16 protein-coding genes are annotated in these 15,445 nt (G+C 67.1%); 3 read left to right on the forward strand and 13 right to left on the reverse strand.

Annotated elements, in window-relative coordinates; translation table 11 throughout:
* Positions 1-3 precede the first annotated feature (3 nt).
* Genes QUV18_RS06935 through QUV18_RS06945 form a run of 3 tightly spaced genes read right to left on the reverse strand, consistent with a single transcriptional unit; the run spans position 4 to position 3,307 of the window.
* A complete protein-coding gene (locus QUV18_RS06935) occupies positions 4-702 on the reverse strand; it encodes a TetR/AcrR family transcriptional regulator (RefSeq protein WP_300892799.1) in 699 nt (232 codons plus the stop codon).
* On the reverse strand, positions 699-2,528 hold the full coding sequence (locus QUV18_RS06940) for an acyclic terpene utilization AtuA family protein (RefSeq protein ID WP_300892801.1): 1,830 nt from the start codon (positions 2,526-2,528) through the stop codon (positions 699-701). Before QUV18_RS06940 ends, QUV18_RS06935 begins: the two co-directional genes overlap by 4 nt.
* Complete coding sequence (locus QUV18_RS06945; protein WP_300892802.1) at positions 2,525-3,307, reverse strand: enoyl-CoA hydratase-related protein; 783 nt, start codon at positions 3,305-3,307, stop codon at positions 2,525-2,527. The genes QUV18_RS06940 and QUV18_RS06945 overlap by 4 nt, the downstream gene beginning before the upstream one ends.
* Before the next feature lie 304 nt (positions 3,308-3,611).
* Here QUV18_RS06945 and QUV18_RS06950 point away from each other — a divergent pair, with 304 nt between their 5' ends.
* The 3 genes from QUV18_RS06950 to QUV18_RS06960 are packed head-to-tail and all read left to right on the forward strand — an operon-like array spanning position 3,612 to position 6,649.
* A complete protein-coding gene (locus tag QUV18_RS06950) occupies positions 3,612-4,832 on the forward strand; it encodes an acyl-CoA dehydrogenase family protein (protein WP_300892804.1) in 1,221 nt (406 codons plus the stop codon).
* 1 nt (position 4,833) lies between these two features.
* A complete protein-coding gene (locus QUV18_RS06955; RefSeq protein WP_300892805.1) occupies positions 4,834-5,706 on the forward strand; it encodes an SDR family oxidoreductase in 873 nt (290 codons plus the stop codon).
* A gap of 10 nt (positions 5,707-5,716) precedes the next feature.
* Complete coding sequence (locus QUV18_RS06960; RefSeq protein ID WP_300892806.1) at positions 5,717-6,649, forward strand: nitronate monooxygenase family protein; 933 nt, start codon at positions 5,717-5,719, stop codon at positions 6,647-6,649.
* A gap of 41 nt (positions 6,650-6,690) precedes the next feature.
* Here the strand turns inward: QUV18_RS06960 and QUV18_RS06965 are convergent, their stop codons facing one another.
* The 10 genes from QUV18_RS06965 to QUV18_RS07010 form a co-directional block, all read right to left on the reverse strand.
* On the reverse strand, positions 6,691-7,515 hold the full coding sequence (locus QUV18_RS06965) for an ABC transporter permease (RefSeq protein ID WP_300892807.1): 825 nt from the start codon (positions 7,513-7,515) through the stop codon (positions 6,691-6,693).
* Positions 7,515-8,327 (reverse strand): ABC transporter ATP-binding protein, encoded by an 813-nt coding sequence (locus QUV18_RS06970; protein WP_300892808.1) that lies wholly within the window; start codon positions 8,325-8,327, stop codon positions 7,515-7,517. The genes QUV18_RS06965 and QUV18_RS06970 overlap by 1 nt, the downstream gene beginning before the upstream one ends.
* Entirely contained in the window at positions 8,324-8,833 is a 510-nt protein-coding gene (locus QUV18_RS06975) for a hypothetical protein (RefSeq protein ID WP_300892809.1), read from the reverse strand. Before QUV18_RS06975 ends, QUV18_RS06970 begins: the two co-directional genes overlap by 4 nt.
* Positions 8,830-10,095, reverse strand: a complete 1,266-nt coding sequence (locus QUV18_RS06980) for an aconitase/3-isopropylmalate dehydratase large subunit family protein (RefSeq protein WP_300892810.1) — start codon at positions 10,093-10,095, stop codon at positions 8,830-8,832. Before QUV18_RS06980 ends, QUV18_RS06975 begins: the two co-directional genes overlap by 4 nt.
* Position 10,096: 1 nt before the next feature.
* Positions 10,097-10,882: a glutaredoxin domain-containing protein gene (locus QUV18_RS06985; RefSeq protein ID WP_300892812.1), complete on the reverse strand. Its 786-nt coding sequence runs from the start codon at positions 10,880-10,882 to the stop codon at positions 10,097-10,099.
* Positions 10,879-11,751, reverse strand: coding sequence for an isocitrate lyase/PEP mutase family protein (locus QUV18_RS06990; RefSeq protein ID WP_300892813.1), 873 nt, complete (start codon positions 11,749-11,751; stop codon positions 10,879-10,881). Before QUV18_RS06990 ends, QUV18_RS06985 begins: the two co-directional genes overlap by 4 nt.
* A 26-nt stretch (positions 11,752-11,777) precedes the next feature.
* Complete coding sequence (locus QUV18_RS06995) at positions 11,778-12,836, reverse strand: ABC transporter substrate-binding protein (protein ID WP_300892814.1); 1,059 nt, start codon at positions 12,834-12,836, stop codon at positions 11,778-11,780.
* A gap of 138 nt (positions 12,837-12,974) precedes the next feature.
* On the reverse strand, positions 12,975-13,808 hold the full coding sequence (locus tag QUV18_RS07000) for a TauD/TfdA family dioxygenase (RefSeq protein ID WP_300892816.1): 834 nt from the start codon (positions 13,806-13,808) through the stop codon (positions 12,975-12,977).
* A 56-nt stretch (positions 13,809-13,864) separates the two neighbouring features.
* Positions 13,865-14,644 carry an enoyl-CoA hydratase/isomerase family protein gene (locus QUV18_RS07005; RefSeq protein WP_300892817.1) on the reverse strand — a complete coding sequence of 260 codons (780 nt, stop codon included), beginning with the start codon at positions 14,642-14,644 and terminating at the stop codon, positions 13,865-13,867.
* Positions 14,637-15,443: an SDR family oxidoreductase gene (locus QUV18_RS07010; protein WP_300892819.1), complete on the reverse strand. Its 807-nt coding sequence runs from the start codon at positions 15,441-15,443 to the stop codon at positions 14,637-14,639. Before QUV18_RS07010 ends, QUV18_RS07005 begins: the two co-directional genes overlap by 8 nt.
* Positions 15,444-15,445: the final 2 nt, after the last annotated feature.

The raw sequence follows: 15,445 nt of genomic DNA on the forward strand, positions 1-15,445 counted from the left end.
CGGTCAGCCGCCTTTCGCCTTGCCGTCGAGACGGTCGGCCACGCGTTCCAGCCGGGCCATCAGCCTGTCCATGTCCTGGCCCGCGTCGGGGGTGCAGATGCCCTGGCAGACAAGGTCGCAAAGCTGGCTGGACATCTCGTCGATATCGATGTCGCTGCGGCCCATCAGGAACGGGGTCACGCGGTGCTCGATGCCGCCGAAGATCACGTCGCGCACCAGGGCGGAGGAGGTGTCGGGGCGCAACTCGCCGCTGGCGATGCCGGTCTTGACCACGTCGACCAGCACCAGCGTGTAGCGCCGGTTCAGCTCGTAGAGCTCGGTGTCGTAATAGTCCGGCATGCTGCGGACTTCGGAATAGAACAGGCGGCACAGGTCGGGACATTCCCGGATCGACTTGAGGTGCTGCCAGATGATGACCTTGATGCGGTTGCGCGCGCCTTCGACGCCTTCGAGCTTCTCGTAGAAGTCGTCGAGCATGCCCATGTACCAGTCCTTGAGCAGCGTGTGCAGCAGGTCGCGCTTGTTGCTGTAGAACTTGTAGATCGCGGCCTCGGAGATGCCGGCATCGGCGGCGATCTCGCTGATCCGGGCGGCGGTGTAGCCGTGCTTGTGGAAGAGCTTCCGGGCGGCGGATTCGATCTGGTGCATCCGTTCGGCGCGCGGCAGGCGGACAACCGCCCGTTTTTCGGGTGACGGGCTCATGCGGGTTCCTCGGTCTTGGCCGCGTGGGCGGCGAGTGTCGGGTGTGCGCGGACAAGGTCGACCGGCACCGAAACGGGCATCATCAGCAGCGCCTGGGCATAGCCCTTGCCCTGCGGATCGTTGCGCAGCGACGCGATGCCACCGCCACCGAGGGCGCGCTCCATGACGAAGTTGAACCCGTGAAGGCCGGGCCAGTCGTGGCGGGTAACGGGGCCGCGGGCGACGTGCGCGAACTGCGCCTTGACCCGGTCGGCCGTGACCTCGCGGCGCAGGACCGGCAGGAAGGCCGGGTCGCGCGCCAGGAGGCCGATATTGGCGATGTCGCCCTTGTCGCCGCTGCGGCCGTAGGCCAGCGCGACCAGGGGCAGCGTCACGGCCGGCCCGGCCGGCGCGGCGTCGGCCCGCTCCGGCGCGCGCGACACCGGCGGCGCCGCATCTCCCCCCGGCACGATCACGGGCCGGCGCGTGCCATCGCAGTCGATCTCGATATCGACGGCCCCCTTGTCGAGCAGGGCCGAGAACAGCCGGATCACCGGCTGCGGCGCCGGCCGTCCGCCCGCGAAGCCGGTGAGCCCCTGCGCCATCGCGGTGGCGGCAGGGTAGATCTCGCGCCCGAACAAGCCCAGCGGCGCCTTTTCCGCATGGCGGGCCGAGAGGCGCAGAACCACCTCGGTGGCGTCGCTGTCGCGCGGATCGATCCCGAAGGCCGCGCCGGTGCCCAGCACCTCGACAAGCGTCTCCCCGAACGGGGCGAACCCCGCCTCGGCCGCCAGCCGAGATACGCGGGACAGGATGGCCTCTCCCGTCGCCTGCGCCCGCGCGCCGGCCTGGAACCCGCTGACCGTCATCGTGGCCGTGGCGCGGTAACCGTCGGCATAGGTGGCGCAGACCTTGTAACTTCCGGTCGGGGCCCGCCCCCGCGCGCCGGACACCCGCACCCGGTCCGGCCCGGCCTGTTCCACCTTCACCTGCGTGAAGTCGCAGATGACGTCCGGCAGCACATAGGCCGCCGGGTCGCCGACTTCGTAGGTGATCTGCTCGGCCACGCCCTGCCTTGTGACCCGCCCGCCGGTGCCGTCGGGCTTGGTCAGCTCGAAACTGCCGTCGCCCGAGCAGATCGCGATCGGGAAGCCCATGTCGTCCCAGCCATCGACCTCGCGCCAGTCCGTCACGATACCGCCGGTCGCCTGGGTGCCGCATTCGAGGACGTGACCGGCGAGACTGCCGGCGGCGAGCAGGTCGTGATCCTCCGCGCGCCAGCCGAACTCGTGGATCAGCGGCCCCAGCGCCAGCGCCGAATCCGTCACCCGCCCGGTGATGACGATGTCGGCGCCATCCGCCAGCGCCTCGGCGATGGGCAACGCTCCGAGATAGGCGTTGATGCTCGATAGCCGGTCGGGCAACGGCGCCCCGCTGGCCATCTCCCGCAGGCCGGCCTCCCGCAGGCTGTCTGCCATGTCCGACAGGTCATCCCCGTGGACCAGCGCGATCTTCATGTTCACACCCGCCGCGCCGAAGGCGGCCTCGAGCGCATCGCGGCAGGCGGCGGGGTTCAGCCCGCCGGCATTGGTGACGATCTTGACCCCCGAGCTTGCGATCTCCCCTGCAAGCGGCCCGGCAACATGGGTGACGAAATCCGTCGCGTAGCCCGCCGCCGGGTCCTTCGCCTTCATCCGGGCGAGGATCGACATGGTGATTTCCGCCAGGTAGTCGAGGATCAGGTAGTCCAGCGCGCCACGCCGGATGAGCTGCTTCGGGCCCTCGGGCGTATCGCCCCAGAAGCCCGCGCCACAGCCGATGCGCACGGTGTCGGGCATCGCGGTCATCGGCCCGTCCACTCCGGCGCGCGTTTCTGGGCGAAGGCGGTCATGCCTTCGCGGGCGTCTTCCGTGCGGCACATGTTCGCCAGCATGAATTGCGCGTATTCCAGCGCGTGATCGAAGCTCATCTCGCGGATATGCGCCAGGGATTGCTTGCCGAGCCGGATGCCGGTGGGTGTCTTGGAGGTGATCCGCTCGACCAGCCAATCGGTCTTGGCGTCGAGCTCGTCGGCCGGAACGGTATAGTTCACGAGGTTGAGCGGCACGGCATCCCGGGCGGTGACGGGCTCGCCCGTAAGGCACATCTCCATCAGGGCGCGTTCGGGTACGACGCGCAGCAGGTGGGGCAGGATCATCATCGGGAAAAGCCCGACGCGGGTTTCCGTCGGCCCGAGAAGGGCCTCCTCTTTCGCGACCGCGAGATCGCAGGCGCACAGCAGCCCGAAGCCGCCCGCAAGGGCATGGCCGTTGACCCGCGCGACGAGCGGCAGGCGGCAGGCGCGCATGCGGCGGAACAGCCCGGCAACGTAGTGGCGCGGGTCGGCCGCCTCGATCGTGAAGGGCGTGCCGTCGGCGTCGAGCTGCAGGTCGCCGCCGGCGCAGAACGCCTTGTCCTCGGCCCCGGTCAGGACGATGGCGCGCACCGACGGGTCGGCCTCGCCCTTGTCCAGCGCCGCGCTGATCCCGGCGGCGACGGAGGCATTGAGGGCATTGCGCCGCTCGGGGCGGTTGATGGTGATCGTCATCACCGCGCCGGATGTCTGATGCCACAGGTCGTCTGCCACGCGCTCCTCCCTCTTCGCTGGCTGGATATCGCTCTCCCAAGCGAATCCGTGCCCTTAGTGAGTATGATTTACTTAATCCTGTCAACAGGGATTGTGAGGGCGATTTGTCGAGCCGGTATCGCGCCGCAACTGCAAAGATGCGCTTCTGCAATGCAGCAAAAACAGGGAAAACAGGCGTTTTTCGGAATGAATCCGCTCTTCGCAATAAATTGTAGACACGGTAAGTGATGTTCACTAACTTTGCCGAGACGCCATTGATCCGCGGGGAAGCCCCCCGGGGTCAACGGACAGGGAGGAGACAGACATGACCAATTCCGCAGTGCCGGAACGGCTTCCGAATTACGACCCGAACATCCGGTTCGACCTCGACGAGACCCAGCGGGAAATCCTCGACCAGGCCGACCGATTCGCCCGGAACGAGCTTTACCCGCTCGCGCCGCGCATGGATGAAGAGGAATGGTGGCCGGAGGAGGCCTTTCCGAAAATGGGAGAGGCCGGGTATTTCGGCATCACCGTGCCGGAGGAATACGGCGGGGTCGGGATGGACCTGTTCACCTCGGGCCTTCTGCTGCAGGCGTTCGGGCGCTGGAACCACGCGCTTGCCCTGAGCTGGGTGGCGCATGAGAACCTGTGCCTCAACAACATCTTCCGCAACGCGAACGAGGCGCAGCGGAAGAAGTACCTGCCCGACCTGTGTTCGGGGAAGAAGACCGGCGCGCTGGGGCTGACCGAGCCGGGCGCCGGCTCGGACGCGCTGGGCTCGATGCGGACGACCGCGCGGAAGGAGGGCGACGAGTACGTGCTGAACGGCTCGAAGATCTACATCACCAACGGGCCGGTGGCCGACATCCTTCTGATCTATGCCAAGACCGACAAGGAGAAGGGCGCGCACGGGATTTCGGCGTTCATCGTCGAGAAGGATTTCCCCGGCTTCAAGGTGGCGCAGAAGCTGATCAAGATGGGGTACCGCGGCAGCCAGACGGCCGAACTGGTATTCGAGGAGTGCCGCGTGCCGGCGGAAAACCGGGTCGGCGAGGAGAACCGGGGCGTGCAGATCGTCATGTCGGGGCTGGACCTCGAGCGGGCGATGATCTCGCCGCTGTGCCTCGGCGTGGCCGAGCGGGCGCTGGAACTGTCGATCGAGTATGCCCAGACCCGCCAGCAGTTCGGTAAGCCCATCGGCAAGTTCCAGATGGTGCAGTCGATGCTGGCCGAGATGTATGTCGACGTGGAAACCCTACGGACCTTCACCTATCGCGGCCTTGCCGCGGCGGAGGAGCTGGAGGTGGGCTCGGGCCCGCGCGGAGATATCCACATGCTGACCGCCGCCTCGGTCATGTATGCGGGCCAGGCGGTGAACCGGGTGCTGGACAACGCGATGCAGATACACGGCGGATCGGGCTATATCTGGGAATCGGAGGTCAACCGCCTCTACCGCTCGATCAAGCTGCTCGAGATCGGGGCGGGAACCACGGAGGTGCGCAAGATGATCATTGCCGGCGAACTGCTCAAAGACATGAAGTGACATGGACCACGTGAGCGATGAGACCGCCGGCGACCCGATCGGCATGAGCGATACGGAGCTGTCCCAAGCCCCCACCGTCTTTCGCGACGATGCCTTCGCGGGCCAGGTCGTGCTGATCTCCGGGGCGGCCGGCGGGCTGGGCCGGGCGACGGCATGGCTGCTTGGCCGGCTCGGCGCGCGGCTGGTGCTCGTGGGGCGCGATCAGGACAGGCTCGACGCCCTGGCCAGGCTTCTGTCGCCCCAGGGCATCGAAGCGCTGCCCCGGGCCGTCGACATTCGTGACACCGCGGCGGTGCAACAGCTCTTTACCGAGATCGGCGAGCGCTACGGGCGGCTCGACGCGCTGATCAACTCGGCGGGCGGCCAGTTCCCGCAGGAGGCCATCGATTTCTCCGAGAAGGGCTGGAACGCGGTCATCAACACCAACCTCAACGGCACCTGGTTCATGATGCAGGCCGCCGCCCGCTTCTGGCGCGACCGCGGCCAGCCGGGCACCATCGTCAATATCGTGGTCGTCACCCGCCACGGGCTCTACGGCGTCGCCCACACGGTGGCGGCCCGGGCCGGCGTGGTGGCGCTGTCGCAGAACCTGGCGGTGGAGTGGGCACCGCTGGGCATCCGCATCAACTGCATCGCCCCCGGCGCGATCGAAACGGAAGGCTGGAAAGTCTACTCGGCCGAGGCCCGCGCGCTCTACCATCGCTCGAACCCGATGATGCGCAACGGCAGCCCGTGGGAGGTGGCGGAAGCCTGCGCCTACCTTGCCAGCCCCGCGAGCGCCTATGTCACGGGCGAGGTGATGCACGTCGCCGGCGGCGGCCAGCACTGGGGCGAGACCTGGACGATCGGCAAGCCCGATTACTTCAAGGAATAGGAGGCCGCAGATGCCGCTCCCCGAACGGCTTGCTGGCCGGCTTTCCCTTCCGGCCATCGCCGCCCCGATGTTTCTCGTCTCCGGCCCAGACCTGGTGGTGGAAACCTGCCGGTCGGGCGTCATCGGGTCCTTCCCCGCGCTCAACCAGCGCAGTTCGGAAGGCTACGCCGACTGGCTGCAGGAGATCCCCGGGCGCCTCGCCGCCTTCGACGGGCAGGCCGGCCCCGTCGCCCCCTACGCCGTGAACCTTGTCGTGCACCGCTCCAACCCGCGGCTGCAAGCCGATCTGAAGATCACCGTCGACAACAGGGTGCCGCTCGTCATCACCTCGCTCGGGGCGATCGAGGAGGTCGTTCAGGCCGTCCACGGTTATGGCGGCCTGGTGTTCCACGACGTGATCAACCTGCGCCACGCCCGCAAGGCGGCCGAGGCCGGGGTGGACGGGATCATCGCCGTGTGCTCGGGCGCGGGCGGCCATGCCAGCACGCTCAGCGCCTTCGCGCTGGTGCCGGAGATCCGCCGGATCTTCGACGGCACGATCATCCTTGGCGGGGCGATTTCCACCGGCGCGCAAATCGCGGCGGCGCAGTTGCTGGGGGCGGACATGGCGTATATCGGCACGCGGTTCCTGGCGACGCGCGAGAGCCTGGCCTTCGACGCGCAGAAGGAGATGGTGCGCACCGCGACGGCCGAGGACATCGTCTACACCCCCGCCATCAGCGGCGTGAACGGCAACTTCCTCGCGCCCAGCCTCCAGCAGGCGGGGCTCGACCCCAACGCCCTGCCGGAGAAGCTCGATTTCGGAACGACGGATGCCAGGGCCTGGAAAGACGTCTGGGCCGCCGGCCAGGGCGTGGGCAGCATCGACGACGTGCCGCCTGCCGCCGGGCTGGTCGACCGCCTGCGGGCCGAGTACCTCGCCGCGATCGACGGCATCCGGTAGACGATCATCGCCAGACGCAGGCCGCGCGCCCTTCGGGCCCGTCAGCTGGGCGGGCCGCTGTTGCCCCAGAACACCAGCCGGCGCTGCAGGAACCCCATCAGGCCGTGCATCGAGATGCCGATGATGGCCAGGCAGACCAGCACCGCGAAGATGCTCGACGTGTCCATGTTGACGTTGGCCTGAAGGATCACGTTGCCGAGCCCCGCTTTCGAGCCGACGAACTCGCCCACGATGGCGCCGAGGATGCTGAACACGATTGCCACGTTCAGGCCGGCGAAGATGATGGGCAGCGCGGACGGCAACCGGGCCATGCGGAACATCTGCCACTTGCTGGCATTGAGCGAGCGCATCAGCTCGATCTTCTCGCGGTCGATCGAGCGCAGCCCGGCGATCACGTTCACCAGCACGGGGAAGAAGGCCACGGTCGCGGCGATGACGACCTTCGAGGTCATGCCGAAGCCGAACCAGATGATCAGAAGCGGCGCGACGGCGATCTTCGGCGTCGTCTGGATCGTGATGAGGTACGGGTAGAGCGTCTTCTCGACAAGCCGGGACTGGGCGATCAGCGTGCCGAGCACCAGCCCGAGGCTGGAGGCGATGAAGAACCCCGACAGCGCCTCCGACAGGGTGACGCCGGCGTGGTAGAGGTAATTGCCCTTGAACACGCCGTGGTAGAAGGCCGAGGCGACTTCATACGGTTTCGGCACGATGTAGCTTGGCACCTCCATCCACGTCACCAGCCCGTGCCAGACCGACAGGATAACGACCAGAAGCAGCGGCCCCAGCACGTATTCGGGCCGGTGGCGGACGGTTTCGCCTAGCGTCTTGCGGCGCGGCGCCGGGGCGCCTTCGGTGGTGACGGCCATCAGTCAAGCCCCCTTGCGTTGAAATGGTTGCGGATCCTGCGGGCATAGGTCCCGAAATGGTCGGTGTTGACGATATCGATGCCCCGGTTGGCGGGCAGGTCGACATCCACCACCTCGGCAATCTTCCCCGGGCGGGCCGTCATCACGACGACCCGTTCGCCAAGAAAGACCGCTTCGGGAATGGAATGGGTCACGAAGAGGATCGTGGTGCCCGCCTCGCGCCAGATGCGCATGATCTCCAGGTTCATCGTGTCCCGCGTCATGGCGTCGAGCGCGCCGAACGGTTCGTCCATCAGCACCACGGAAGGCCGGTGCACGAGCGCCCGCGCGATGGCGACGCGCTGCTGCATCCCGCCCGACAGCTCGTTCGGGTACTTCTTGGCGAAGTCGGAAAGCCCGACGATTTCGAGCAGTTCCTCGGCCCGGTTGCGCGCATCGCGGCGGTCGAGCTTCAGGACGTCAGCCGGCAGCAGCACGTTGTCCATGACGCTGCGCCACGGGAACAGCACGGGCGACTGGAACACGATGCCCATGTCGCGCTGCGGCCCGGTGATGGGGCTTCCGTTCAGCAGCAATTCGCCTTCGCTCGGATCGGCCAGCCCGGCCACGAGCCGCAGCAGGGTCGACTTGCCACAGCCCGACGGCCCGACGATCGTCAGGAACTCGCCCTTGGCGATATCGAGGGACACGGAGCTGAGCGCCTGCACCGGATTGCCGTCGCGCGCGGCGAACACCTTCTGCAAGTTTCGTATCTCGATGACCGACGGTCGGGCGACCGGTTCGTCAACGCGCGCATGTGCTACTTTTTTCATAACGGTTTCTGGTCCTGTTCTTGCGCCTTGGCATGTTCGAAACCGCCGCCGGCCTTGACGATGTCAAGCAGGTGCGGCGGCAATGCCTCGGCCTGGAATGTCGTGCCGGTCTCGAGCGCCGTGACCTCACCGGTCGTGAAGTCAACCTCGATGCGGTCGCGATGTTCGAGGGCGTCGTAGATCTCGCCCGTGATCGTCAGGATCGGGACGCCCATGAAGATGGTCAGGCGATAGGGCCCCCGCGAGATGGAACGGCAAAGCAGCCCCAGCCCCATCGCCTTCATCGCGATGAACGGGTGGCTGTGGTTGCTGCCCTGCGCGAAATTCCGGCCCGCGAGGAGTATGTCGCCCGGTTTTGCCTCCGCGGCGATGCGGGGGTCGATCTCCTCGAGCAGGTGTTTGCGCAGGGTCTCGGCCTCGAAGTCGAAGACATGGGCCGGCCCGATCAGCTGATCGCTGGAGACGGCATCGGGCAGTTTCCAGCAGGTTCCGGTATACGGCCTCATGACGGCCGCCCCTTGGCGATGTCACCTGCCCCGCAGATATGGCCGGCGATGGCCGAGGCCGTCACGGTCAGCGCGCTGCCGAGGAATATCTCGGCCTCTGCACTGCCCATGCGCCCGGGGTCGTTGCGCGTGCTCGTGGAAATGCGCCGCTCGCCGGCACAAAGCTGCGCCAGCCCGCCGAAGCAGGGCCCGCAGGTGGGGGCGAGCACGGTGGCCCCGGCCGCGGTAAAGCGCGTGAGAATGCCTTCCTCCATCGCCCGCTGGTAGGTCTTGCGCGTCGACGGGATGACCAGCATGTTCACGCCCTCCCTGACCTTGTGGCCGGACAGAAGCGCATCGGCGGCGCGCAGGTCCTCCAGCGTGCCCGAGGCACAGGACCCCAGGTAGGCATGCTGGATCGTGGTGTCCCGCATCTCCGAGACGCGGCGCACATGGGTGGGGGACGGCGGGACGGACACCAGCGGCTCGAGCGTCCCGAGGTCGATCTCGACCTCCTGGCAAAAGCGCGCACCGGCATCGCTGACCACGTCCCCGGTCGTTTCGACGCCGATCCCTTCCAGGGCGGCGACGGTGACGGCGTCGGCGGGAACGACCGCCGACTTGGCCCCGATGTCGATGCACAGGCCGCAAAGCGTCATCCGGTCCCAGAACGGCACATGGGCCAGGCCCTCCCCCGCGAACTCCAGGAGCCGGTAGCTGGCGGCGGTCTCGTCAAGCTCGCGCATGGTCGCCAGGGCGATGTCGCGCGCGCCGACGCCGGGCTGCGGCTTGCCGGTCAGCGTGACGCGTATGGTCTCCGGCACCATGACCCAGATCTGGCCGGTCGCCATCAGCAGGGCGGTCTCGAAGCCGAAGGGCACGCCGACGGCCCCCGCCCCGCCGATCACGGCGGTATGGCTGTCGGCGGCGGCCACGAAATCGCCCGGCCGGACAAGGCCGCGCTCGATGAGCAGCGGGTGCGTGATGCCTTCGCTGTCGAACAGGTGGCCGACGGAAAACTCATGCGCCAGCTGGCGGGTAAGCCGGTTGCGCTCGGCGCCGGCCTGCGAATGGGCCGGAACCTCGTGGTCAATGGCCACGACCACCTTGTCGGGGTTCGAAAACCGCTCGAACCCGACGCCCCGCAGGCGTTTCACGTAAGCCGGGAAGGCCACCTCGGGCACGGTCACGAGATCGGGGCGCACCCAGACGACCTCGCCCGCCGTGACGGTGTCGCGCCCGGCGCATCGGGCGAAGATCTTCTCGACAAGCGTCATTGCCATGTCACGCCTCGCTTTCCGCAAGCGCATCGTCTTCGGACCAAACGTTGCGCGGCAGGGGCAGCCCCTCGAGGTCTTCCGGCCTCAACGGGCCGTTGGCCGAGACGCCGTTGTCCGAGAGAACCGACTCGAGCTGACGGGTGTGCTGGGCGATATGCCAGGTCGTACGCTCGAGGAACTCGTGCCGGGTCTGGGGGCCGTAATACGTCTCGACCGTCTTCGAGAAATCGCCGGGCACGGCGCTTGCGCGCCAGCGGTCGACCTGTTCGATCACCTCGGCGCCGTAGGCCTGGATATCGTCGCCGGGCCCGACGTCATGCGTGCCCCGCATCATGCGCTCGTAGCTGTAATCGTAACCGTCGCGGTCAACCTCGAGGAAAGCCTCGCCGATACGGAAGATGTGGTGCGCCAGGTTGTGCGGCGCGAAGAAATTGCGATACCGGTCATGCAGCAAATGCGGCGGCACCTGCGGCAGGTACCGCGCGGATGCGCGCAGCATCGTGTCCAGCCGGGCCGCCAGGACGTCGGGCGCAAGCATGTCCGGGCCGGCCTCGTCGAGGCCGAGAAACGCGGTGATATCGGCGTTCGACTGTGCGTACACGAAGGCCCCGCCGCGCTCGATCACCGGAACGCTTCGCGCCCCGAACCCGGCCAGCCGGTCCATCGCGCCGGGATCGGCGGCCACGTTGACGGAGGTGAAGGGAATGCCGCGCTCCTTCAGGAACTCCTTCACGCGCAGGCACGAACTGCACCCCGGCGCCCAGTAGACACTGATGCCCGTGTCGGTCATGACCCGCTGCCCTTTCTCGAGAACCGCTGCTCCAGCGCCGACGCATCAGCGTTGCCCACAAGCTCGCCGATCTCCGAGAACGGCGCCATGTCCTTGATAAGGTGTTCGGTGGTGCCGGTCTCCTGCAGGCTCATCAAGGCATGCCGCTGGGCCGCCACGCTCACCTGGATCAGCGTGAGCGGGTAGAACGCCATCGAGAAGCCCGCCCGTTCAAGCGCCTCACGCCCGAACATCGGCCGGATCGTCTCGGCGGCAAGGTAGATGACAGGGATATCGACGGCACCGGTGATCGCCGCGAACTCTTCCGGGGTACAGAGCGAGGGCACCATCACCGCGTCGGCCCCGGCCGCCGCCATGGCCTTGCAGCGGCGGGCCGCCTCTTCGACGCCGTGGATCGTAAGGGCGTCCGTCCTGGCGATGATCAGGAAATCGGGGTCGGTGCGCGCGTCGAGCGCAACCCGGATACGCAGCGCCATCTCCTCGTCGTCCACCAGTTGCTTGCCGGGCATCGCGCCGCATTTCTTCGGCATGACCTGGTCTTCGAGGTGCAGGCCGGCGACGCCGGCCAGTTCGAGCGCGCGCACGCATTCGGCGATGTTGTTCGGCCCGCCATAGCCGGTATCGGCATCGGTGATGACCGGCACGTCGACCGATTGCGCGATCTCGGCCGCGCGCTCGACGACATCGCGCATCGTGAGAATGCCGATATCGGGTTTTCCCCGGCTCGAGGCGAAGCTGAAGCCGGAGATGTAGACTGCCGGAAAGTCGGCCGCCTCGATGAGCCTGGCGCCCAGCGCGTCATGGCACCCCGGAACCAGTGTCAGTTCCGGCGAACTGAGGTATTTGCGCAGATCGCTTGTCTTGCCCATTGAAACGGCCTCCCTCCGTTTTCCGCTTACTCCGACTTGGCCCGGTCTTCGATCGCCTTGCGATCGAATTCGTTCGTGGCCTCGACGAACTCGTTCGTGTACAGGCTCTCCGGATCCACCTCGTCGTCAAGGATATCGTTGTCCAGCATGAACTTTACCGTGTCTGCGGCAGAGCCTTCCGGCATCAGCCCGAAGACACCGTCCGGACCGGGATCGACGAACTCCATCCGCGTCTTCACGATGTTGAGCGCCTGCGCCATCGCCTCTTCGTCCGACAGGTTCGAGGGCTTGGATTCGGGATAGATCTCCCAGTGCGCCCGGATCGCCGCTTCCGGGTTGGCCAGCGTGAAGGCCGTCCCCTCGGCGATGCAGCGAAGGAACGCACCGACCGCTTCCTTGTGGTCCTCGGCATAGCTCTTCGTGGTGAAGACCGAGCTTCCCCAGTTGAGCTTTTCCGCCTCGGGCGTCGTGAACCGGCGGAACTTGAGCCCCATGTTCTCGGCCGTTGCAAGCTGCGAGTCCCAGGTCCCCCATGCGTCGACCCGGTTCGACTCCAGCGCCGCGACGGCCTGGGCCCCTGCCCCGGTTTCAAGCCAGGTGACGTCTGCCTCGGGGTCGAGCCCCGCCTCGGCGATCATGCCGCGGAACACGCGGTATTGCTGGGCGCCGTAGGAATAGACACCGACATTCTTGCCCTTGAAATCCTCGAGGCTCTGGATCTCGCTGTCCTCGGGCACCGTGAGGAAGACGAAGTTCTTGCGGATATTGAGATAGACCGCCTGCACGTCGGCGCCCTTCGAGGCCGCCACGATCGAGGCGGCCGGCCCGGCCAGGACGAAATCGACACCGCCGGTGACAAGCGCCTGCACCGCGGCGCTCGAGCTGCTCGGCTGGATTTCCACGTCGAGACCGGCGTCTTCCCAGCAGTTGAGATGCTGCGGCACCGAGGTGTTGTTGGCCTGCGACGCGTCGATCACCGTCGTGCCGAGGGCAAAGGTGATCTTTTCCTGCGCCGGGGCCGTGGTGGCAGCGGCCGAGGCCAGCAGCGCCGCGATGGCCGTAAGGGTCCTTTTGGTCTTTGTCATTGGTTTTCCTCCCATGTTCTCGGGCCGATTGCATGCAGAATCATGCACCGCACCCCTCCTCACAACTATTATCATACTGCGTAGTATCATAATGTCAAACTTTCGAAGCCGGACACGTCATTTCTCACCGTCTTTCTCCTAGTTCACGAGATAGCCGGATTGCTCGCCCAGCAGGGTCGTGCGGTACATCCGCCGCGGCTCGGACAGGTCGTAATCGTCAAGGGCAAGATGCATGGTGCAGCGGTTGTCCCACGCGATCATGTCCTGCGGCGACCAGCGGTGCCGATAGGTGAACTCGGGCCTGACCGAATGCTGGAACAGGAACTCGAGGATCGGCTGCGATTCCTCCGGTGTCATGCCGACGATGCCGGTGGTGGTCATCTCGGAGACGAAAAGCGCCTTGCGCCCGGTCTCGGGATGCACCCGCACGACAGGCTGGGCGACCGGCGGGTTGGCCTTGCGCACGTCGGACAGGTCGCGGCCCTGCGAATGCCGGGCCACCGTCATGTCCTGGATACCCCAGAGATCCTCGATCAGGTCCTTGTAGGTTTCCGACAGCGCATCGTAGGCGCGGTACATGTTGGTGAACATGGTGTCGCCCCCGACCTCGGGCACGACCTCGCACCGCAGGAGCGAGCCGCGCGCCGGGTGAAGCGTCGTCGACAGGTCCGAATGCCACTGGCGTCCGACGGGCTGCTTGCGGCCGTCGACTTCCTTGTTGATGACGGGCAGGATCTCGTGAAACTCCTCGTCGCGGAATTTCGGGATGGTCCGGTGATCGTCCAGCGGCCCGAAGCGGCGGCTGAAGTCGATATGCTGCTGGTGCGTGAGGTTCGTGTCGCGGAACAGAAGGATCAGGTGATCCCGCCAGGCCTGCTCGATCTCGGCGAAGGTCGGGTCGTCGATCGGCTGGCTGATATCGACCCCTCTGATCTCTGCGCCGAGACCCGCGGAAAGTTTCACGATTTCCATGATGCATCCTCCTGTTTGCATGTTTACCCGTCCGAATGGCACGGGAGCGTCAAGTATCAGTAACCCTCGAAGTCCGGCGCCCGGCGCTCGAAGAAGGCGCGCCGCCCCTCTTCGTAATCGGCGCTCGAAAACAGCAGGCATTGGCTGGTCAGCTCGGCCGACAGCACATCGTCGAGCGAGCCGCCGCGCGCCAGCAGGGATTTCGTCAGCGCCACCGACACGGGCGGCGCCGCAGCAAAGTCGCCGGCGATCGAGATGGCCTCGTCGAGCAGCTTGCCGTCCTCGCTCACGAACAGGTCGACCATGCCGCGACGGGCGGCGTCACTGCCCTCGATGACGGGCGCGCACATCAACTGCCGGCGCAGCTCCCCCTGCCCCAACCGGCGCGACAGCGTCCAGGCAAGCCCCAGGTCCGCCATCAGCCCGACTTTCGAGAACGCCGTGCAGAACCGCGTCTGCGCGCACCCCACCACGTAATCACAGGCCATCGCCAGCGACAGGCCGGCCCCGAACGCGTTGCCGTTGACCGCCGCGATCACCGGCTTGGACCCGCTCGCCAGCATCCGGACAAGCCCGTAGGACACCCCGAGCCGCGCGCGGGTGCCAAGCGGGTCCTTCGTGGGCAGCCCTTCGAGATCCCCGCCCGCGCAGAAATTCTTTCCTGTCCCGGTCAGGATCACGGCGCGGACGGCGCGGTCGTCATAAGCCGCCTGAACGGCCGCGACGAGCGCATCGCGCAACTCGATCACGAGCGCGTTGCGCTTGTCGGGCAGGTCCATCTTCAGGATCCGGACCGGGCCGTGATCCTCGGTCAGAACGGGCGATCTGTCACTCATGAAGCACCTTCTGTCTGGTGGGGCGCATATCGACGGGCGCGGCCAGGAAGGCCCCCCCGTCGATCCGCAGCGTCTGGCCGGTGATCATCTCGGCCGCGTCCGACAGCAGGAACGCCGTCAGCTCGGCCACTTCCCCGGCCCCGACCAGGCGTGGAATGGGCGTCTGGCGGGCAAGCTCGGCCCGTTGCTCCGCGGTCGAGGCGGCAAGGAAGGTGTCGGTCGCCACGGTGCCCACGGCGAGGGAATTGATGCGGATGGCATCCGGCCCCCATTCCAGCGCAAGCGCCTTCGACAGGCCGGCCGCCCCCGAGCGCGCGGCGACGGCGTGGGCCAGGCCCAGCGCGCCGCGCTCCGCGCCGACGATCGAGAGGTTCACGACCGATCCCCCCTTCCGGGCAAGGAACGGCCGCATCGCCCGGGTCAGGGCAAACAGCGCCGTCAGGTTGAGATCGACCACGGCCGCGAACCCGCCGGCGGAAATGTCGGCCGCCTCGGCATAGAACTGGCCCCCGGCATTGTTGACCAGCCCGTCGAGCCCGCCTTCGGCGAAATCCCCGAGGCGGCCGGCGGCGGCCTCGTAATCGCGGATGTCGCAGGGCAGCGGCACGAACCGGCCCGCGGGGGCCATCGCCCCGGTGTCCCGCAACAGCGCCTCGCGCCGCCCCATGCCGCCCACGGTTGCGCCGAGCCCGGCCAGCCGAAGCGCGATCGCCCGGCCCAGCCCGGTGCCGGCCCCGGTCACGGCAATGCGTCGCCCCGAAAGGCAATCGGCTGCCAGGGTTTCGAACCGACGCGCCATGC

The organism is Roseovarius sp., assembly GCF_030373445.1.
Taxonomy (GTDB): domain Bacteria; phylum Pseudomonadota; class Alphaproteobacteria; order Rhodobacterales; family Rhodobacteraceae; genus Roseovarius.